At 30.2% G+C, this 21,307-nt stretch carries 21 protein-coding genes; 16 read left to right on the forward strand and 5 right to left on the reverse strand.

Going from position 1 to position 21,307, the window contains the following annotated elements:
• Positions 1-46: 46 nt before the first annotated feature.
• Positions 47-733, reverse strand: a complete 687-nt coding sequence (locus tag DMB68_RS00380) for an ABC transporter ATP-binding protein (protein ID WP_110344718.1) — start codon at positions 731-733, stop codon at positions 47-49.
• A gap of 289 nt (positions 734-1,022) precedes the next feature.
• Here DMB68_RS00380 and DMB68_RS00385 point away from each other — a divergent pair, with 289 nt between their 5' ends.
• A complete protein-coding gene (locus DMB68_RS00385) occupies positions 1,023-1,679 on the forward strand; it encodes a DUF6565 domain-containing protein (RefSeq protein ID WP_110344719.1) in 657 nt (218 codons plus the stop codon).
• A gap of 56 nt (positions 1,680-1,735) precedes the next feature.
• Here DMB68_RS00385 and DMB68_RS00390 read toward each other — a convergent pair whose 3' ends face one another.
• The 3 genes from DMB68_RS00390 to DMB68_RS00400 all read right to left on the reverse strand — a co-directional run bounded on the left by DMB68_RS00390 (position 1,736) and on the right by DMB68_RS00400 (position 4,977).
• On the reverse strand, positions 1,736-2,515 hold the full coding sequence (locus DMB68_RS00390; protein ID WP_110344720.1) for an O-methyltransferase: 780 nt from the start codon (positions 2,513-2,515) through the stop codon (positions 1,736-1,738).
• A 24-nt stretch (positions 2,516-2,539) separates the two neighbouring features.
• Positions 2,540-3,010 (reverse strand): FKBP-type peptidyl-prolyl cis-trans isomerase, encoded by a 471-nt coding sequence (locus DMB68_RS00395; RefSeq protein WP_110344721.1) that lies wholly within the window; start codon positions 3,008-3,010, stop codon positions 2,540-2,542.
• Between the two features lie 104 nt (positions 3,011-3,114).
• Positions 3,115-4,977: an ABC-F family ATP-binding cassette domain-containing protein gene (locus DMB68_RS00400; RefSeq protein ID WP_110344722.1), complete on the reverse strand. Its 1,863-nt coding sequence runs from the start codon at positions 4,975-4,977 to the stop codon at positions 3,115-3,117.
• Positions 4,978-5,673: 696 nt separating this feature from the next.
• Here DMB68_RS00400 and DMB68_RS00405 point away from each other — a divergent pair.
• A complete protein-coding gene (locus DMB68_RS00405; RefSeq protein WP_110344723.1) occupies positions 5,674-6,072 on the forward strand; it encodes a helix-turn-helix domain-containing protein in 399 nt (132 codons plus the stop codon).
• Between the two features lie 189 nt (positions 6,073-6,261).
• Here the strand turns inward: DMB68_RS00405 and DMB68_RS00410 are convergent, their stop codons facing one another.
• Positions 6,262-7,236, reverse strand: a complete 975-nt coding sequence (locus DMB68_RS00410) for a T9SS C-terminal target domain-containing protein (protein WP_110344724.1) — start codon at positions 7,234-7,236, stop codon at positions 6,262-6,264.
• Between the two features lie 516 nt (positions 7,237-7,752).
• On the opposite strand from DMB68_RS00410, the gene DMB68_RS00415 reads away from it, so the two are divergent.
• The 14 genes from DMB68_RS00415 to DMB68_RS00485 all read left to right on the forward strand — a co-directional run bounded on the left by DMB68_RS00415 (position 7,753) and on the right by DMB68_RS00485 (position 21,255).
• Entirely contained in the window at positions 7,753-8,370 is a 618-nt protein-coding gene (locus tag DMB68_RS00415; RefSeq protein WP_110344725.1) for a hypothetical protein, read from the forward strand.
• Between the two features lie 30 nt (positions 8,371-8,400).
• Positions 8,401-8,826: an adenylyltransferase/cytidyltransferase family protein gene (locus tag DMB68_RS00420; RefSeq protein ID WP_110344726.1), complete on the forward strand. Its 426-nt coding sequence runs from the start codon at positions 8,401-8,403 to the stop codon at positions 8,824-8,826.
• 6 nt (positions 8,827-8,832) lie between these two features.
• The gene (locus DMB68_RS00425; protein ID WP_110344727.1) at positions 8,833-9,783 is read left to right on the forward strand and encodes a GDP-L-fucose synthase family protein; all 951 of its coding nucleotides are present in this window, start codon (positions 8,833-8,835) and stop codon (positions 9,781-9,783) included.
• A gap of 71 nt (positions 9,784-9,854) precedes the next feature.
• Positions 9,855-10,937: a GDP-mannose 4,6-dehydratase gene (gene gmd / locus DMB68_RS00430; protein WP_110344728.1), complete on the forward strand. Its 1,083-nt coding sequence runs from the start codon at positions 9,855-9,857 to the stop codon at positions 10,935-10,937.
• Positions 10,938-10,993: 56 nt separating this feature from the next.
• A complete protein-coding gene (locus DMB68_RS00435) occupies positions 10,994-12,022 on the forward strand; it encodes an acyltransferase family protein (protein ID WP_110344729.1) in 1,029 nt (342 codons plus the stop codon).
• Positions 12,023-12,165: 143 nt separating this feature from the next.
• The gene (locus DMB68_RS00440) at positions 12,166-13,176 is read left to right on the forward strand and encodes an acyltransferase family protein (protein ID WP_110344730.1); all 1,011 of its coding nucleotides are present in this window, start codon (positions 12,166-12,168) and stop codon (positions 13,174-13,176) included.
• 27 nt (positions 13,177-13,203) lie between these two features.
• A complete protein-coding gene (locus DMB68_RS00445) occupies positions 13,204-14,514 on the forward strand; it encodes an MATE family efflux transporter (protein WP_110344731.1) in 1,311 nt (436 codons plus the stop codon).
• Positions 14,507-15,106, forward strand: a complete 600-nt coding sequence (locus DMB68_RS00450; RefSeq protein ID WP_110344732.1) for an acyltransferase — start codon at positions 14,507-14,509, stop codon at positions 15,104-15,106. The genes DMB68_RS00445 and DMB68_RS00450 overlap by 8 nt, the downstream gene beginning before the upstream one ends.
• A gap of 7 nt (positions 15,107-15,113) precedes the next feature.
• Positions 15,114-16,229, forward strand: coding sequence for a glycosyltransferase family 4 protein (locus tag DMB68_RS00455; protein WP_110344733.1), 1,116 nt, complete (start codon positions 15,114-15,116; stop codon positions 16,227-16,229).
• The gene (locus DMB68_RS23225) at positions 16,230-17,480 is read left to right on the forward strand and encodes a hypothetical protein (RefSeq protein WP_124019378.1); all 1,251 of its coding nucleotides are present in this window, start codon (positions 16,230-16,232) and stop codon (positions 17,478-17,480) included.
• A gap of 21 nt (positions 17,481-17,501) precedes the next feature.
• Positions 17,502-18,494 carry a hypothetical protein gene (locus tag DMB68_RS00470; protein ID WP_110344736.1) on the forward strand — a complete coding sequence of 331 codons (993 nt, stop codon included), beginning with the start codon at positions 17,502-17,504 and terminating at the stop codon, positions 18,492-18,494.
• A gap of 15 nt (positions 18,495-18,509) precedes the next feature.
• The gene (locus tag DMB68_RS00475) at positions 18,510-19,217 is read left to right on the forward strand and encodes an acyltransferase (RefSeq protein WP_110344737.1); all 708 of its coding nucleotides are present in this window, start codon (positions 18,510-18,512) and stop codon (positions 19,215-19,217) included.
• A 9-nt stretch (positions 19,218-19,226) separates the two neighbouring features.
• Positions 19,227-20,057 carry a glycosyltransferase family 2 protein gene (locus DMB68_RS00480; RefSeq protein ID WP_110346301.1) on the forward strand — a complete coding sequence of 277 codons (831 nt, stop codon included), beginning with the start codon at positions 19,227-19,229 and terminating at the stop codon, positions 20,055-20,057.
• Positions 20,058-20,082: 25 nt separating this feature from the next.
• Positions 20,083-21,255 (forward strand): glycosyltransferase, encoded by a 1,173-nt coding sequence (locus DMB68_RS00485; protein WP_231131554.1) that lies wholly within the window; start codon positions 20,083-20,085, stop codon positions 21,253-21,255.
• The last annotated feature ends 52 nt before the right edge of the window (positions 21,256-21,307 follow it).

Genomic DNA, 21,307 nt, shown 5'->3' on the forward strand with positions numbered 1-21,307 from the left:
TTTTAGACTTTAGATTAATCTTAACTCTAAAATCTATAATCTAAAATTATTTAGATGTGTCACTTTCAATTAATCCGTCTCTTAAACGAATAACCCGATGCGCATAAGCGGCAATATCTTCTTCGTGAGTTACCAGAATTACAGTGTTTCCCTGAGCGTGAATATCACCAAAAAGCTTCATGATTTCTACAGAAGTTTTACTGTCTAAGTTTCCGGTTGGCTCATCTGCCAGAATAATCGAAGGTTTGTTGACTAAAGCACGTGCAATAGCGACACGCTGGCGTTGTCCTCCTGAAAGCTGGTTAGGCTGATGGTCCATCCTGTCAGCAAGGTTTACTTGTTTTAATACTTCTACCGCTCTTGTGTTGCGTTCTGATTTAGAATATCCGGCATAAATCATTGGTAAAGCTACATTGTCTAAGGCCGTTGTTCGTGGTAAAAGATTGAATGTCTGAAATACAAAACCAATTTCTTTGTTTCTAATTCCGGCCAGTTCATCATCTTTCATCTGGCTGACATCTTTATTGTTTAAAACATAATGCCCGGAAGTTGGTGTATCGAGGCATCCCAGTAAGTTCATCAAGGTTGATTTTCCTGATCCTGATGGCCCCATTAAAGCTACATATTCTCCTTTGTTGATTTCTAAATTAATTCCTTTTAAAACATATACGATTTCATTACCCAGTACAAAATTTCGTTTGATGTCAGTTATTTTAATTAATGGATTTGCCATTTCGTTTTACAATTTTGGATTTAAAAGTACAAAACACTTTTCAATAAAAAGTATAAGTAGTTTAGAATCGGATTTTGTTACAAAAGCTCTTTTATAAAATGTATTAAAATTGTATGTTTTTATAAAAGAAAATTGTTATACTTTTTTTTGTTGATTTTGCATAATTATCATTATTCTGTGTCTTTTATATTTTTAATATGTTTTTATTTTTTAAAACATGATAATGATGTAATTTATTGGGAGTGGTATTAAGTAAATTTGGTTAAATAATAATTAAATAATCAAGATTATGAAAAACATACAAATTTTATCAGGAATTGTATTAATAGCATTAGGTTTTACATCGTGTAAAGACGAAAAACAAGAACAGGCAAAAAAAACAATTGATTCTTATGTATCCTATGTGGATTCAGTAAAAAATGTTGCAGCAGATGATCTGAAAGCAGATTGGGCAGCTGTAGAGGCAGAATATGACAGAAGAGCAGAAAATGCAAAATTGGCCCTTGCAGAAATTAAAGATAATGCAGCAGAAACAGAAAGAATAAATACGAGTAAGGTTAAGTATGAGGAATTTAAAAATGAGATGACTGCAAAACTTGCTCCGCCTGTAAGTTCAAAACAGCAATTGCGTAATGCATTATTCGGAGAAGGAAAAATTGGTGATGACGTGAGTTTTGCCTGGGTGAATGCTCAAAATATTCATAGCGTTTACCAACAATTTGTGCATACTGTAGAAAATAACAAAGACAGTTATTCTCGTGAAGACTGGGATGAAATTAAATTATTATATGAAGCACTTGACAGTAGAAAAAATACTGTTGAAAAAGAAGGGCTTTCATCAGAAGATAACAGAAAAATTGCAGGTTTAAAAATCAAATTTGCGCCTATGTATACTGTAAACAGAATGGGAGCAAAATCTGAAGAGAACAAAGAAGCTAAGAAATAGGTTAGTTAGGTTTAGATTTTTTTTTAAAAAAGACAATCAGAAATGGTTGTCTTTTTTTATGTCCTGATTACAAAATGTTCTTTTTTCTGTTCGTATCTGAAGAAAACAAAGCCCCATTGATAAGTGTCAATTGTTACGGTTACTTTAGCATGCTCTTTTATAATTTTCCAAGCTTCCTCCATATCCGAAGACCAGTGAATATCATCAAAAATCCACACGGAATCGTTATGAATGGTTGGTAGTAAAAGATCAAAATAAGCTAAAGTTGCTTTTTTGGAATGATTGCCGTCAAAATATATTAGATTGTAGGTTTTGGATTGTAGATTTTCTGAAATTAGAAAAGATTCAAACTCTGAAATTACATTTTCAATATTTTTACAGTTAAATTCATTCAACTGTTTTTTGGCAATACTCGCTGTATTGGAACAGCCTTCAAGTGTAATTACTTTTGCTTTCGGATTTCCTAAGGCCAAAGCAGAAGTTGCTAGGCCTAAGGATGTACCTATCTCAAGCATATTTTCAGGTTGAAAATAATTGGTTACACGAAATAATAATTCAGCCCGTTTTGGTGAAATTCCCGCCGTTTTTGCAATTTTAGAAATTTGTCTTGTATTCGATTTAAAAACTCTTGAACCGGCACCAAAGTCAGTTACTTCAATGAAATTTTTATTTTCAAGTAATGACTTCCTGTAGTTTTTCAGGATCGAATATTCAGATTTAGACTTATTGTCGTAAAAGCATTTTGTCAACAAACTAAAAACAAATGGAGAATGTACCCCGTGTTCGTTTTTGGAGTTCCAAAGGAATTTTAGATATGACTTTATTTGAAATAGCATTTCAATACAGTTTTTACCTGAAATTTAGTTGGCTACTTTAGTTAATTTGATCTCAAAGATTAAAACAGAACCAGAAGGAATATTCTGTACAGGAGTATTTCCGTATCCTAAACGCGATGGAATTAATAAGATTCCGCTTCCTCCTTCTTTAAATTTAGTTAATCCTTCCTGCCAGCCTAAAATAAATCTGTTTAGAGGATATGTTATTCCAGTAGTACTTTGGTCAAATACTGTTCCGTTAGTCAAAGTTCCTTTGTAAACAACAGTTACAGTTGATGCACTTGTCGGACTTTCTCCAGTCCCTTGTTCTTTTACAATATAACACAATCCGGTTGACGTTTTAGTGGCAGTTAAATTGTTTTTAGTCAAATAATCCTGGATTTCTTTGTCATTTTTTTCAGTATAATCTGTGGTGTCTGGTTTTTGTAAACCTGAATCGCTTGAACAGGAAATAAAAAATGTCATGACCATTAAGGCAGATAAAAATTGTTTCATTTTATTGTAGTATTTGTTTTAAGATAATAAATATAGGTAAATAAAGTTTTCATTCCCGGTCGCAGGTTGATTTCGATTTAAACCTGAAACTTTAAGCAAAAAAATTACCCTTCAATTTTAGCCGAAAGCTCAAACCAGCGTTCCTCTTTCTGGTCTATTTTATTAATGATATTTTGTAATTCATTTGCTTTTTTCTCAATATCGGCATCGGCAACTTTTCCGTCAGAGAATAACTGCTCGATTTTAGTTTTGTCGATTTCAAGATCTTTTATTTCTCTTTCCAGTTTTTGATATTCTTTTTGTTCGTTGAAACTTAAATTTCCTGTTGGGTTATTTTGTTTCCAGTCTTTCTTTTCTGCTTTGTTCTCTTCTTTCTGAGCAACATCGGCACTATCTTCGTATGCTCTGAAATCAGAATAGTTTCCTGGAAAATTTTCGATTTCACCTTGCCCTCTAAAAACAAATAAATGATCGACAATTTTGTCCATAAAATAACGGTCATGAGAAACAACCAGTAAACATCCCGGGTAATCTAAAAGGAAACTCTCTAAAACGTTTAGCGTTACAATATCTAAATCGTTTGTTGGCTCATCAAGAATCAAAAAGTTAGGATTCTGAATTAAAACCGTACATAAATACAAACGTTTTAATTCACCCCCGCTTAATTTTTCTACAAAATCATATTGTTTTTTCGCATCAAAAAGAAAACGCTCTAACAACTGTGAAGCCGAAATCATTCTTCCTTTTGCAAGTGGGATATATTCTCCGTATTCTTTAATAATGTCAATAACACGCTGACCCGGTTTCGGATTGATTCCGCTTTGCGTATAATAACCAATTTTTATAGTGTCACCTTTTACAACACGACCACTGTCTAGTGGAAGAGTTCCGGTAAGAAGATTTAAGAAAGTCGATTTTCCGGTTCCGTTTTTACCAATAATTCCGATTCGTTCACCACGCTGAAAATCAAAACTGAAATTGTCAAGAATAACATGATCTTTAAACTTCTTAGAAATTTTGTGAAGCTCGATAATCTTGCTTCCCATACGTTCCATATTAATTTCAAGTTCAACCTTATTTTCTTTTCTTCGGCTTTGGGCTTTTTCCTTTATTACATAAAAATCATCCTGACGCGATTTAGATTTTGTCGTTCTCGCTTTTGGCTGACGTCGCATCCATTCTAATTCTTTTACAAATAAGTTTTTAGCTTTGTCAACGCTGGCATTTTCAGAAGTAATTCGCTCTTCTTTTTTCTCTAAATAATACGAGTAGTTTCCTTTGTATTGGTATAATTTACCATTGTCCAATTCCAGTATTTCATTACAAACACGTTCCAAAAAGAAACGGTCATGTGTTACCATAAATAAGGTAATATTTTCCTTTGCGAAATAGCTTTCCAGCCATTCAATCATTTCAAGGTCTAAGTGGTTGGTGGGCTCATCCAAGATCAGTAAATCTGGACGATTGATCAAAATAATGGCTAATGAAAGACGTTTTTTTTGTCCTCCCGAAAGATTTTTAACTTTAAGTTTGAAATCTTCCAGTTTTAATTTGAATAAGATTTGTTTGTATTGTGTTTCAAAATCCCATGCATTGTGCTGGTCCATTCCGTCAAAAGCTTTTTGATAAGCTTCTTCGTCGTTAGGGTTTTCAAGTGCTTTTTCGTAAGCTTCAATTATTTTTAGCGTTTCATTGTCAGAAGCAAAAATACTTTCTTCGATTGTTAACTCATCTTGTAAATTGTTATCCTGAGATAAGAATGCCATTCGGATGCCTTTTCTCAAAACTACTTGTCCGGTATCTGGCTCATCCAGGCCATTAATAATACTCATGATGGTTGTTTTTCCAGAACCGTTTTTAGCGATAAAAGCAATTTTTTGGTCTTTGTTGATTCCGAATGAGATGTTGTCAAAAAGCGTTCTCTCGCCAAAAGACTTCGATATGTTTTCTACAGATAAGTAATTCACTTTATGAGATATGAGTTATAAATTATAAGTTATGAAGGTTTTACAGAACACAACTTTTTTGCAAAAGTAAACTATTATATTACGATTTACGAATTATTTATTGAGATAGGAACTTAATATTGGGCTTAAATCGAAATAATGTATTTGTTGTGAAACATTCAAGACGGGTTTTCGAATCAGGGATTGCCTGCTTCCTTTCGTTTGGTGGTATACTTTAAAAATTGCGTAAAAAAAAGAGACGTTTGTAAAGTTTTTTATTAGAAGATTTTGGAGAGCTGGGGTATGGGACTTTTCACGCACTATTCATGCACTATCTATGCTTTATCTATGCTTTATCCATGCCTTTGTGTCGTCCTTGTGCCGTCCTATGTGCCGTCCTAAAATAACTATACAGATTATTAAATTAAATAAATCCTGTTATAGCTATACAAATATAATTTTTAATCCTAAACTTACTATACAGCTGTTTTTTTTAAGTCTGGAGATTTTTTACACTACAGACGAGTACCAATTGGGTTTTCATAATTTTACTTTTTTAGTTAGTATTTATCCGAAAAATTGTATTTTTGATTCCTACACCAGCAAGTAAGCTATAGATTGTACCGTACCCAAATAATGGGAATTGTATCGCACAAATGAAGATTTGTATTTTATCAAAACAGAATTTTTTTAAAGAATTTTAAATATCTTTGAACTATGAACACAGCCACAAAACCCAAACATATTGGAAGAAATATAAGCCGCATCAGAGAGCTAAAAGGTATGAAACAAGAAGCCCTTGCTAATGCAATTGGAGTTAGTCAACAGTCTGTTTCAAATATTGAAGCAAGTGAGACAATTGAAGAAGAAAAATTGTCAGAAGTTGCAAAAGCTCTTGGAGTAAGTGTTGAGGCTATTAAAAATTTCTCCGAAGAAGCAATGATTAATTATTTCAACACCTTTAATGATACTGATTTTAGTAATAGTCAAGGTGCATTTGGTCATAACCATCAATGTACATTCAACCCACTTGACAAAGTAGTTGAGTTGTATGAACGCTTAGTTCAAGCTGAGAAAGATAAAGTTGAGTATTTGGAAAAATTACTAAAAAAATAGAATATACTTTTATTATAAAAATGACTCTTAAAAAAGCTACAAAATATTCTTGCAGCTTTTTTTTGTTTTATGTCGACTCATTGATTTGCTCACTTCGTAACGTTGTCTTGTTTTAAATAAACGAGCGCCCAATTTCATTAAGTTAAGTGACGGCTGAAAAATTGTTAACTTAATGACATTGTGTCTGCGTCATGGAAATTGTTTATGGAGATAGGGATTCAATATTATGCTCAAATCCAAATAATGGATTTGCTGCCGGATATTTAAAAAAGGTTTTCGAATTAAAGCTTCATTTGTTAAGTAATAATGTAAGCCATCGTTTGTTGCAATACCTTCAATTTGATGAAAAGAAAGTTTAAGATTAATTCTTCGTTTGTTTCCTGATAGGAAATCGTGATTTTTAAAATCATATAAAAGATACAGGAAAGGTCTTCCTTTTGTTGAATAGCCACAAAGAGCAATTAATTTTTTTGATTCTATATAAGTTGCACCTGTTATTAAACCTGCTGTGTCCAGTGTCCCTTTGAGTTGTGCGATATGATTTCCCGGAATATTGGGCAAGCTGTAAATGCTGGTTTTTGATGATTTCCATTTTTTGGTAAACAGATAAATACTGTCTTTTGCAACGATAAAAGCTTCACAGTCAAAATCGGTTGTATTTGCTTTTTTTGGAGAAAGATCTGTTTGGTCAGAGTAAGCGAAAGAAATTGTTTCAATGATTGGATCTCCTTTTAAAAATGTTTCTTTTTGAATTTTCTGAATCTTCAGGTCAGTTCTGTTTCCGGCATAATTATTTCCAAAATCCCCAATATATATATGAGAACTGTCTTGTGAAATTTCCTCCCAGTCATGATTTATAATGTTTTTTAAAATTATTTTTTTTATTATTTTGCCTAAAGAGTCTAATCCGTAAATTGTTTTATCATGATCGTCGTTGTGTGTCCATAATAAATGATCAAAATAAATAAGTCCTGATGTCTCTTTAATAGAGTCATTCAAAAGCTTTGAATATTCCGGCTTTATATTGATTGTTTTATACAAACAGTTGCCATCGTTTACCGTAGCATTCGGATTATAATTTTTTGAAAATGAATCCGTACAGCCAGAAATTTGGCTGTAACTTGTAGGAATGTAAAAAAGGAAGAAAAAGAAATATTTGTTCATAACTAAATGCAATAAACTAAAATTTTAAATGTTATGTTTTAAGATTGTTTCAAATTTATGACATTAGAAAAAAATAGAACACAAATCAAATGCAAATTAGTTGAATATAAAAACTCGTTCAGGTCAGAAATTTAACACTAAAAAAAATGATTATTTTTTTTTTATATTGTTAAATTAAATTTAAAACACTTTTTTGTTAAAATATTAAACATACAATAATTTATTCGTTACGGTATATGTTTGATAATGAGATTAGTGTATTTTTACTTAACAATTATTCTTATTAGTACGTAGTTTTTAAGTATAATTTATAAAAAATGTCAATACATTTGTGCAAATTTTATTTTTCTCTAATCCTGAAATGGGACTTTGGAATGCGAAGCTGTGTTTAGACCTGTTCTTTATATGGTTTATAAGGAAAAATAGTATTATAAAATTCTTAACTGATTATAATAGTTTTAACATAATTTTTTTAATTTTTAAATAATATAAACCCCCAAAAAAAATACCTATTTTATGAAAAAAATGTTTTTTGCTTTATTATTAATTACTACGGTTTCACAAGCACAATATAGATTTAGATACGATAAGCTTTTTATGGAAGCAGGAGTAGGACTGGCTGTTCCCTTAACTCAACTTTCCCCTTCTGGTGAAAACAGACCATTATCTCTAGTACATGGCCAGGGAGGATTCCGTTATATGTTTAGTGAAAATGTAGGTGTTATGGGTGCCTTAAGTTTTGATCAGTTTAATAAAGGAATTCAAAAGAGTGATCAATTAGTCGGAAGTTTAGAACTTTGCTATAATTTAGGTAACGCTATTGATTTGTCAAGAGCTACAGGTGGACAATTTGGATTATTGGTTCATGCCGGAGCCGGAGCCGGAGTAATGTCCAGCCAATATTTTAATCGTGATAAAATTGGTGTTTTAATGGTAGGTGCCAGACCCTATATTTTTATAAACGAAAAAGTATCCTTTTTTGCAGACCTGACTTATAAATCTACCTTATCACAAAAAATTTATTATGATGGGAATTTAATCGGAAAAGAGGTAACCGGGAGTAATATAGGTCTTACCTTTGGCTTTATGGTGGCCTTGGGACAAAACCGTTTCCATGCTGATTCCGCATATTAAGAAAAAACATTTTCATACTATAAAATTATAATGAAAATAGGAATTACTTTCAGTGCTTTCGATCTGCTTCATGCGGGGCACATCACTATGTTAGAAGAAGCCAAGCGTCAATGTGACTATTTAATTTGCGCATTACAAACGGATCCTACGCTTGATCGTCCGGAAAAAAACAGGCCTACACAAACCGTAGTAGAACGTTATATTCAGTTAAAAGGATGTAAATTCGTAGATGAAATTGTACCATATGCCACAGAACAGGATCTGGAAGATATTTTACGTTCTTTTAAAATTGATGTGCGTATTATTGGAGATGAATACCGGGAAAAAAACTTTACAGGTCGTGAATATTGCGAATCTAAAGGAATTGAACTGTATTTCAATGCCAGAGATCATCGTTTTTCAAGCAGTGGGTTAAGAAAAGTAGTGGCAGAAAAAGAAGCGTTAAAGGTAATTTAAAGAGATATGAAAATTAATACAAAAATATACATTGCAGGTCATAAAGGAATGGTGGGGAGCGCCATTTGGAGAACACTTGCTGATAAAGGATTTACCAATCTGATAGGAGTTTCCAGTAAAGAACTGGATCTTCGAAATCAACAGGCGGTTCGTGATTTTATAGCCAAGGAAAAACCGGAAGTTATTATTGATGCAGCTGCACGAGTTGGTGGAATACTGGCAAATAACGATTATCCTTATCAGTTTATTATGGAGAATATGCAAATCCAGAATAACCTGATTGATTCGGCTTTGCAAAACAATATAGAAAAATTTATTTTTTTGGGAAGCTCGTGTATTTATCCAAAATTGGCTCCGCAGCCACTAAAAGAAGATTATCTTTTAACTGATACTTTAGAACCAACAAATGAATGGTATGCAATTGCCAAAATTACGGGTGTAAAAACGTGTCAGGCAATCAGAAATCAATTTGGTAAGGATTATGTGAGCTTAATGCCAACAAATTTATATGGAACACATGATAATTTTGATTTAAATACCTCCCACGTATTGCCGGCAATGATTCGTAAGTTTCATGAAGCCAAAGAAAATAATAATGCCCCTGTGACTTTATGGGGAAGTGGAACTCCGATGCGTGAGTTTTTGTTTGTTGATGATATGGCACAGGCTGTTGTTTTTGCTCTGGAAAACAAACTCCCGGATTATTTGTATAATGTAGGAACTGGTGAAGATTTAACCATAAAGCATTTGGCAGAAACGATACAACAGATTACCGGTCATAAAGGAGAAATAATCTGGGATTCAACGAAACCTGACGGAACTCCAAGAAAACTGATGGATGTTACCAAAATGCATGATTTAGGTTGGAAGCACAAAATCGAACTTCAGGAAGGAATCCAAAAAACATACGATTGGTTTCTGGAAAATAAAGATGCTTTTAAGCAGGTAAAGATGTAGTTTTTAAGTTGAAAATGTTGTAACTTCAATCTTGGGAAATTAAATAATAAAATAAAGAAATATAAAATTATATGAGTTCACAGAAAATAGCACTTATAACGGGAATCACAGGTCAGGACGGATCCTATTTGGCTGAATTATTATTAGAAAAAGGATATCAGGTACACGGAGTAAAAAGACGTGCATCTTCTTTTAACACACAACGAATTGATCATATTTACCAGGATCAGCATGAATCACATGTAGATTTTAAGTTGCACTATGGTGATCTGACAGATTCAACCAATATCATAAGAATAATTCAGGAAGTGCAGCCGGATGAAATTTATAACTTGGGTGCTATGTCTCACGTTAAAGTATCTTTCGATTCTCCAGAATATGTGGCTAATGTGGACGGAATAGGTACTTTAAGAATATTAGAAGCTGTACGAATTTTAGGTTTATGTGAAAAAACCAGAATTTATCAGGCTTCTACTTCTGAGCTTTATGGTGGTATGGTGGAAAATAAAAATGAAAGAGGGTTTTATGACGAAAACTCTCCGTTTTACCCACGTTCTCCTTATGGTGCAGCTAAAATTTATGGTTTTTGGATCACAAAAAACTACCGTGAGGCTTATAATATGTTTGCTTGTAACGGTATTTTGTTCAATCATGAATCTCCACGAAGAGGTGAAACCTTTGTAACCAGAAAAATTACGATGGCTACAGCAGCTATCGCAAAAGGGAAACAAGAATGTCTGTATTTGGGGAACCTAAATTCACAAAGAGATTGGGGACATGCCAAAGACTATGTGGAAGCAATGTGGAGAATTTTACAGCAAGATGTACCGGAAGATTATGTAATAGCAACGGGAGTTACAACTTATATTAGGGATTTCGTGATTATGGCTTTTGGCGAAATAGGAGTAACGCTGACTTTTGAAGGAGAAAATGAAAGTGAAGTGGCTAAAGTAGCATCATGTAGCAACCCATTGTACCAATTAGAAATAGGCAAAGTCGTGGTACGTGTTGATCCTGAATATTACCGTCCTACTGAAGTAGATCTTTTAATTGGTGACCCTACAAAATCAAAAACTAAACTGGGTTGGAAACCTCAATATGATTTAGCCGCTTTGGTAAAAGAGATGATAGAAAGTGATTTGAAATTGTATTAAAAGCCTATTTTTTTATAATATTTTGTATGCAATATAAATAAGATTAAAAATAAAGATTGAAAGAACGATATATTTACATTGATAGGTTAAAAGGATTTACTATTTTTTTAGTAGTGTTAGGACATATTATTCCTGTTTTAATTGATGATAAGGCTGCACATAGCAATGAATTGTTCTTATTCATTTATTCTTTTCATATGCCATTGTTTTTTTTCTTAAGTGGTTATATTGCATTTAAAACTATTAAAATTGAATCTTTAAAAAATTATTTCCAATTTATTAAAAGTAAAAGTGTTAGCTTATTAATTCCAATGTTAACTTGGCCATTAATTAAGCAATATTGTTTTACATCAAAAATTGATTTTAGTTTTGAGACTTTTTATAGTATTATTTTAGAAGAAATTACAAATCCGGGGTTATGGTTTTTAAGAATGTTGTTCTTTTTTCTAATTGTTTATTCCATTTTTCATATTGCATCTGAACGTTTTAATAAGAAAAGGTTGTTGATTTTTGATTTAGTAATAATCATCATTGATATAGCTTTTTTTCTTTTATTTTGTTATTTAATTCAGTTAGAAGCTATTTTTCATCATTTATTTTATTTTATTTTTTTAATGATTGGTGTTTTTTTATCAAAATATGATTTTCTAAAAACAATAATTACAAATAAGGTAGTTGTTTCATTATCACTGCTTTTTTTTATTGTTAGTGTTGGACATTATAATGATTTAATATATCTAATAGACTCTTCACAGAATAAAATTTTAAAGTTTTTTATATCTGTTTTTGCAATAATTATTTTTTATCATATTGCAAAAAAGATTAGTTTGTCTAACTGGTTAGACAATTCTATTTGTTTCTTAGGAAGAAAATCGCTAGTGATATATGTAACTCATTTTTTGTTTCTTAGCATTTTATCCAAGTCTATGTTACTTCCTTTTGATATAAGTTTTTTCTTTTTAGCATTGATCGCAGTTCCTCTCAGTTTAATAATGATTTATTTTTGTATTTTAATTAGTAAAGTAATTGAATTGTTCCCAATTTTTAATTTTTTACTTTATGGAGTAAGAATAAAAAATAAGTGACAGTTAATTAAAAAAATCTAAAGAATACTAAAGTTGATTAATTTGTTTACCCATAATATTTTTTTTCTAAGTTTAATCAAACATAATAGAATTACGAAGGAATATTATGAAAAAAGAAATACAAAAATAATTCAAAATATTTTATGAGTAAAAGAGCAAGATATCAAGAGCTTGATTGTCTAAGAGGATTGGCTGCCATAGCAGTTGTACTCTTTCATTTTACATTTGGATATGACAATGGATTACATATCTTATCCGAAGATAAATTTTATTTTAGATATGGCAATTTTGGAGTCTATTTATTTTTTATTATAAGCGGATTTGTAATTTTCATGACATTAGAAAATACTGCAAAAGTAAAAGATTTTGTAATATCCAGATTTTCAAGATTATATCCGGCTTATTGGGCAGCAATTTTTTTATCTGTAACTATTACAACATTATTAGGAGCACCTTTTCAAAGAGGAATTTTTTCGTTAAAACAGATTTTGGTTAACCTGACAATGTTTCAACATTGGTTTAAAGTTAAAGATGTTGATGGCGCATTTTGGACATTGGCAATAGAATTAGCTTTTTATTTTATCATGGCTTTTGTTTTTTTTCTTGGGAAACAAAAGCAAATCATTATCATCTGTATATCATGGATACTTTTGTCAATTGTATTTACTGTTTTTGATATACCATTTGAACGATATATAACGGCAATTTTAATATTAAAATTTGCTCCTTTCTTTATAGCAGGTATTTTCTTTTATTTAATTAAACACAGACCGGAAAATAAATTTCATCATTTATTGATATTGTTTAGTTTATTTTCTGAACTAATTATATTTTATCAAGTTGATTCTTCTATAATAGAATACGTGATTGTGATTTCTCTTTATATTATTTTTTATTTGTTTATATATAACTATCTAAGATTTTTGACTCATAAAATTTTAGTTTTTTTTGGAACAATTTCTTATTCTTTGTATCTGATACATGAGAATATCGGTTATGGAATAATATATTGGTTGAAAAAAGTTAATGACAATCAATTTTTTTATATAAGCATAACTTTTTTTATAGTTATTTTACTCGCTATTTTTATTACTTTTTGCATTGAAAGACCAGCAATGAAATACCTTCGAAATCATCTTAATGAAAAAAGATAATAAATATGATATTATGAATTACGTTCTATGAAAAATAAGTTAACTCGACTGAAAAGGCATCCAAAGTATAATAATTGGATGCATTGGGGAAAGTTGATAAGTATTACTGGTGGGGCTCAGGTTTTAATTCAGATTATTGGTTTTGGTTGTGGTATTTTTATAATTAGAAATTTTTCGATTGCTGAATATGCTATTTATACACTTGCTAATACTATGTTAGGAGCTATGAATATATTAGCAGATGGAGGTATTGTTTCTGGAGTAATTGCAGAAGGCGGAAAAGTTTGGCAGGATAAAGAAAAATTAGGCGCGGTTATTTCTACGGGAATGAACCTAAGAAAAAAATTTGCTATTGGAAGTATTTTAATCGCAGGTTCGGTGATGATTTATTTATTGATGCATAATAATGCTAGTTGGTATTACTCTATTTTAATATTACTCTCATTAATTCCTGTTTTTTATGCCAATCTTTCAGATTCTTTACTCGAGGTTGCTCCTAAATTACATCAGGATATAAAGCCTTTACAAAAAAACCTGGTAATGGCTAACATAGGAAGATTATTGTTGACAATTCCTTCTGTTTTTTTTATTGCATTTACACCAATTGCAATAATTGCTACTGGCATACCTCGAATAATAGCAAATTTTAAGCTAAAAAAAATTTCTAATAAGTTTGCTACTTTAAACCAAAAAGAGGATGCTCAAATCAAAAAGAATATTTTGCATATGGTCAGGCGTATTTTGCCTGTAGAGGTATATAATATTTTTTCAACTAATATAACTGTCTGGATTTTGTCAATTATTGGCGCAACTAGTTCTATAGCACAGGTAGGGGCTTTATTTAGAATTGGAGCCGTTTTATCATTGTTTACTATTGTCTTTAATACTATAATAGTACCTCGATATTCAAGATTGAATGAAGTAAAAAAAGAATTGCAAGAAAAAATGATAAAAATTCAATTGCTTTTATTTAGTGTCAGCTTCGTTATTGTATTTTTTACATGGTTTTTTTCAGCTCAAATTATTTGGCTTTTAGGTAACAATTATGAAAATTTAGATTCTGAATTAGTTTTAACAGTAATTATTTTTTGTCTCAACATAATATCAACTGTAATCTATACACTTTGTAGGGGTAGAGGTTGGGTAATAAGCCCTGTTTTAAATATAAGTATTAATTTGTTATCAATAGTTTTTGGTGCTTTTATTTTTGACATTACAAGTTTAAAAGGAATTTTAATATTTAATATCGTTACATCAGCAGTTTTGGTAGTAATGCATGGAGGATATTCTTATTTTAGATTATATCAGCTAAAAAATATGGAAAACATTTATGAGTAGAACAAAATATGAATTAGATATTCAAAATAGATCTTTGTTTCGTTATTATTTAGGGATAGGAGCAAGGTTGAAAAGATATTTTTATTATTCGTATTCCAGATATGTTGCAAGGAAAAAAGGAGCAATTATAGGAGAGAACGTGGTTTTGCCGCTTTCATTAGCAAAAAAGGCAAATAAGAATCTTATAATTGGTGAGAATAGTTCTATACAGACAGATTTAATAGATTTAAGAGCAAAAGTTACTATTGGTAGTAATGTAATAATAGGTTCTGGAGTTGAAATTCTAACTTGCAGTCATCTGATTGACTCCCCTGACTGGGAATTTAAGTCGTATGGAATAATAATTGAAGACTATGTTTGGGTAGCAACACGTGCATTTGTTCTGCCAAGCTGTAGAAAAATAGGCTATGGTGCAGTTTGTGCAGCAGGTGCTTTAGTGACTAAAGATGTAGAGGGAATGAGTGTTATTAGCGGTAGTCCAGCATTACATTTAAAAACAAGAGGGCAAGTTCATTCCAATTTAATTGTACCATCTCTTTTAGGAGGAGATTTAAAGATTTATATTAAAACTTGGAATAAAAGAAAAAAATAAAAATTTGATGAGAATAAACATAGGAGCATCACATCGATTTCATTTATTAGATTTAGCTAAAGAATTAGAGACATTAGGACATGACGTCCGTTTTTATTCATATGTACCTACAAAAAGGGCTATTAAATATGGCTTAAAAAAGGAATCAAGTTTTTCATTGTTTTTTATAATGTTACCTTTTTTAGGATTAATAAAATTATCAAAAAAACCTTCGTTTTCGTTAAAATTAATTAATTGGGCATTAGATAGTTATTTGTCCTTTTTTATGAAGCCATGTGATGTATATATTGCTTTAGGTACTGTTTATAAAAAATCATTTGTAAGTGCTAAAAAAAAATATAATGCTGTTACCATATTAGAATGGGGAAGCAAGCATATTGAAGAACAACAAAGAATTTTATCGCTTATTCCTAACGTAGTGCAACAGGATAAGTATTTTATAAATCGTTCTTTGACAGGCTATAAACTTGCTGATTATATAGCTATAGCATCTGACCATGTTAAACAAAGCTTTATTGAACGAGGTATTTCTGAACATAAACTAATTCAAAATCCATATGGTGTAGATTTGTCAATGTTTGCCCCTACAGAATTATCGTCTGAAAAAAATTACGATATTATTATGGTAGGAGGTTGGAGTTATCGAAAAGGATGTGACTTATTGATAGAGTATTTTAAAGAGACTGAATTGACTTTTCTGCATGTTGGACCTATTGTTGACTTGTCATTTCCTGATCGTAATAATATGACACATGTTGATAGTGTTGACCAAAAAAAATTAATAGATTACTATAAAAAAGCTAAGATATTTGTTCTGGTTTCAAGAGAGGAAGGACTGGCTATGGTTCAGTCACAAGCTTTAGTTTGCGGTTTGCCAATAGTTTGTACAAAAGATACTGGGGGAAGAGATTTAAGAAATATATTAAAAGATAAAAAATGGATTATTGAGATGGAAAATTTTACATTTCAAGATTTAGACAAAGGTATAAAAGAGGCATTATCCTTAGCACAAAATCAAACGGGATTTAGATCATATTCTACAGGTGTAAGTAGCTATTTGAACTGGAAAGCATATGGAGAGCGCTATAATAAAAATTTAGAGCAAATTTTAAAATTAAATTAAATGAACTTTTCCAAATTAGGAAAATATACCGTTATCTTATCAACAATTCCTGCATTGTATGTTAGTATTTATCCAGGTAAAATTGTATTAATTACTATGTTATGTTCATATATTCTTTTAATAGGAATGCTGATTATAGTAGCAAAACTGCAGGTAATAAATGAAAAAATAAATATAAACTTTGATAGCGTACTGTATGTAAAGTTTTTTCTATTTTATAATCTTTTAGTATTAATGAGAGGAATATATGATGCAAAATCTGATCAAGATTGGATAGTTATGTTTTCAGCAACAATCCCTTTATTTTTAGTAATTCATTTTTCTATTTATTTGGCAGCATATAATACATCAATTAATAGTCTTATTAAATCATTTATGACCTATGGGGTTGTTTTATCAATCTTTATTTTTTTCTTTGAACCCCCTTTGTCAATTGATTTTACTAAATCTATATCGCCAATATACTTAATGATATTTTTGATACCTTTTGTTAATAAAATGAATCGTATTTTTATTATTTTTTTGACGTTAATATCATTTTTTAGTGATTTTTCAAATCGCTCAAATCTTATTAATATTTGTATAGCATCCGTTATAACACTTAGCTTTTTTTGGAAAAAAAGAATGTGGGTATTAAGCTTAATAAAGGGCGCGAGAATTTTCTTGCTATCATCTCCAATTGTTTTTTTAATACTAGGTTTGTCAGGAGTATTTAATGTTTTTTTAATTGGAGACATGATGCAAACTTATAGTATTGAAACTAGTAACGGTAATAAACAAGATCTTTTAATAGATTCCAGAACATCCATTTATTCAGATGTTTTTTCTGAATTAAAGAAGCAAGAAGCTTTTGTTTTTGGACTTGGAGCATCAGGAAAAACAAAAACATCACTAACGGAAGTATCATATGCCGATTTTGATAAAATATATAAAGAGGGGCGTAGAAGAACAGAATCAGGAATGCTTAATTATATTCAATGGGGAGGAATGATTGGTGGATTGGTTTATTTTTTACTTTTTGTTAAGGCATCTTTTTTAGGGATTTATAGATCACGAAATTGGTTTTGTGTAATGTTGGGAATTTGGGTAGCATTTAAAGGCCTTTTTTCATTTATAGAAGATGCAACATATTTTTCAGTAAGTTCAATATTTATTTTTTTTGCGATTGGAATTTGCATGAGTAAAAAAATTCGACAGTTAGATGATTTGGAAATAAAAGTGTTCTTTAAAAAAACTTTAAAATTTAATTAAAATCTATTTAAACAAAATTGAATGAATATAAAAGATATAAGTGTTAGAGTTCTTAAAAAAGCATATAGGTTTTTTTTAATTAAAAAATTTGAAAACCCATATTGTGACATAAATAGGCAATCAGCAAATGATCAAATTTATGATTTATTAAACGATAATAAACCTTGTATGATTGCAAGATTTGGCACAACAGAGTTAATTGCGGTAAATAACTACTTATGCATCACTAGTAACGAAAAATATTATAAAAAGATATGGAATTATATTTCAGATAAAACACATTTACCATGGTGGGATGAAAAACATTTTAAGTTTATGGATGTGTTTTCAGGTATTTTTCCTCCCACAAAAGAAACTGCAGAAGAATTTTCTAAACTCTATCTCTCAGATACACCTCAAATAGATTTATTAGGATCATTTCAATATTATGAAAAATTCATGCCATTGCGTTCTGATGTAAAATATGTTCATTTAGAATGTCTATATCCTTTTTTTGTAGAAAAACCATGGACAAGAGCTTTAAAAGGAAAAAAAGTATTGGTTGTTCATCCTTTCGAAGAAACGATACAGGAACAATATAAATTAAAGAATAAACTTTTTGAAAATCCTGATCTACTTCCTGAATTTGAATTAATAACCTACAAAGCGATACAGTCTGCTGCTGGTATTGAAGTCCCCTATAGAGATTGGTTTGAAGCATTAAAATTGATGCAGGACCAAATTTCAGAAATTGATTTTGATATTTGTATTTTAGGTTGTGGAGCTTATGGTTTACCATTAGCAGCTCATATAAAAAGGATAGGTAAAAAAGCTTTTCATATGGGTGGAGGGGTTCAGTTACTATTTGGCATCAAAGGTAAACGATGGGATACTCCTAGTTATGGACGCGAATATGGAATACCTGAACTATTTGTAGAGCCGTATTGCAATTTATATAATGAGTATTGGACAAAACCATTAAAAATTAACACACCAGATAAAGCTTCCGCTATTGATGGTGCTACCTATTGGTAGTTAGATTGTTTATATATGGATAGTATAAATAAAATTTTTGCGCATAATTTTTTAGCCATCATCTATTTTAATTTTAAAATGCTCCCTTTTTCACAGGCTATTAAGCTTCCTTTTGATTTTTATTATAAAATAAGATTTGAAAATTTATCAGGTAAAGTTTTTTTAAATAGTGATAAAATAACTAGAGGAATGATTAAAATTGGTGGTAGAGGTTCAGAAATGTTTTCACGTACTACAACTATTATAGATTTAAAAGGCATTTTTAAAATAAATGGTTCTCTGGAAATTGGTCATGGCTGTTTAATACGAGTTGAAAAAAAAGGCGTTTTCTCTACAGGCAAGAGTGTGCGTATTGGAGCTTTAAGTAAGGTATTTTGCGAAAATAATATTTTGCTTAAGGATGAAATTGATTTTAGTTGGGAATGTCAAATCTTTGATACTAATTTCCATTATATTAGAAATGTTTTAGATAATTCAATAGATGATAAGGTTGGTTCTGTTGAAATAGGATCTTATAACTGGTTTGGTAATAGAATAACTGTTATGAAAGGAACTAAAACACCTGATTTTTTTATAGTAGCTTCTAATAGTTTATGTAATAAAAACTACTATAATTTTCCTCAAAACTCAGTAGTTGGTGGTTTCCCTGCAAAACTAATAGGTGAAAATAAAAAAAGAATATTTGAGAATTTAGAAGATACTTCAAAATTTGATCATGAATAAATGGATTCAATGTATAATATAGCTGTTTTATTAACCTGTTTCAATAGAAAACAAAAAACAATAAATTGTTTAAATCATCTTTTTAAATTAAAAAGTGATTTAGATGTATATTTAGTGGATGATGGTTCAACAGATGGGACTAGTGAATCAATAGTAAAAGATTTTCCACAAGTAAATTTGATTAAAGGTTCAGGGAATTTATTTTGGAATAAAGGCATGCATTTAGCTTGGGATTATGCAGCTAAAAATGATTATGATTATTATTTATGGCTTAATGATGATGTTATTATATATGAAAATTGTTTTGATGAACTTTTTTCCTGTGCTAAACTGACAGAAAGCAAAGCTATCATATCAGGAATAATTGAAACTTCAGATAAAAAAGATATTTTATATGGAGGATATGATTCTAATAAAAAACTAATAAAACCAACAGGGGAATTAAATTCTATTAGAAATATGAATGGTAATGTAGTAATGGTTCCTAAGGAAGTTTATAAGATTTTAGGCAATTTAGATATTCATTATCATCATGATTTAGGTGATGTTGATTATGGATTACGTGCACAAAACAAAGGTATTGGTGTTTTTACTACAAGAGTTGCTATTGCAAGTGGTGAAAAAAATGATATTTGCAGGGTAAGGCAAAATAATACTACGATTTCCAAAAGATTCAAAAAATTATATTCGCCTTTAGGAGCAAATCCTAAAATTATATTTTATTATAGAAACAAATATTTTGGTTTTATAAATGCTGTGTCTTATTTTGCTTTTTTGCATTTCATAAATATTATTCCGGACAAGTTGAACAAATTAATTTTTGGAAACCGTTACGTTTAGTTCATTAAAATAAACAATAAATACAATGAAAATTCTTCGTGTCATTTCATCAATGCATCCAAGTAATGGTGGACCTTGCCAGGGAATTCGTAATGCCATACCTTATTTTCAAAAAGCCGGAATAACAACTGAAGTTGTGTGTATGGATGATAAGAGAAGTAATTATCCAGTAACTGATGATTTTACTATTTATAAAGTGGGTAGTGGAAAAACTTCTTATCAATATCAGCCAGAGTTATTAAAATGGTTAAAAAACAATATTTTAAATTATGATTTTGTAATTGTTCATGGTCTTTGGCAGTATCATAATTATGCAGTATACAAAACAATAAAATTACTGAAGAAGCAAAATCTAAAAATTCCAAAAGTAATTATTATGCCTCATGGCATGTTAGATCCTTATTTTCAAAAAGCAACAGACAGAAAATGGAAGGCTTTGAGAAATGAATTGGTTTGGTCATTAATAGAAAAAAAATGTATCAGTCAGGCTAATGTAGTTTTTTATACTTGTGAGGAAGAAATGCGATTAGCAGCTACCACTTTTAAAAGTTATAGCCCTAAAAAAGTATTTAATGTAGGATACGGTGTTCAAATACCTCCTGAAAACAAAGAAAGTCTGAAAGAGGATTTTTATAAAATATACCCGGAAATTAAGAATAAAAAATATCTTCTTTTTTTGAGTCGTATACATGAAAAAAAAGGTGTTGATTTATTAATAAATGCTTACAATGAATTGTTTCAGAAAAACAAAGATTTGCCTGATTTAGTTATAGCAGGCCCGACAACTTCAGATTACGCTCAGCAAATGATCTTATTAGCTTCAAATAACCCAAAAATACATTTTTCAGGAATGCTGACGGGGAATGCAAAGTGGGGGGCATTTTATAATTGTGAAGCTTATTTATTACCGAGTCATCAGGAAAATTTTGGTATTGCTATAGTTGAAGCTATGGCTTGTAAAAAGCCCGTTTTAATAACTAAGAATGTAAATATTTGGAGTGAAATTTATGAAGGAGGTGGAGGTTGGATTGTTAATTTAGAAGAAAAAAATGAACTAAAAAACACTCTTTTAAAAATAATTAACCAATCTGAAGATGAATTAACAGATAAAGGACTGAATGCTTTTAAAACCTATCAAAATAAATTTGACATTGAAACTTGTGCAAACAAATTTATTGAAACTTTAAACAATATTTAATTAACACTTTAATTTTAAATTATTTTCTATATGAAAATATTGATATAATTAT

Source organism: Flavobacterium hydrophilum (assembly GCF_003202405.1).
Taxonomy (GTDB): domain Bacteria; phylum Bacteroidota; class Bacteroidia; order Flavobacteriales; family Flavobacteriaceae; genus Flavobacterium; species Flavobacterium hydrophilum.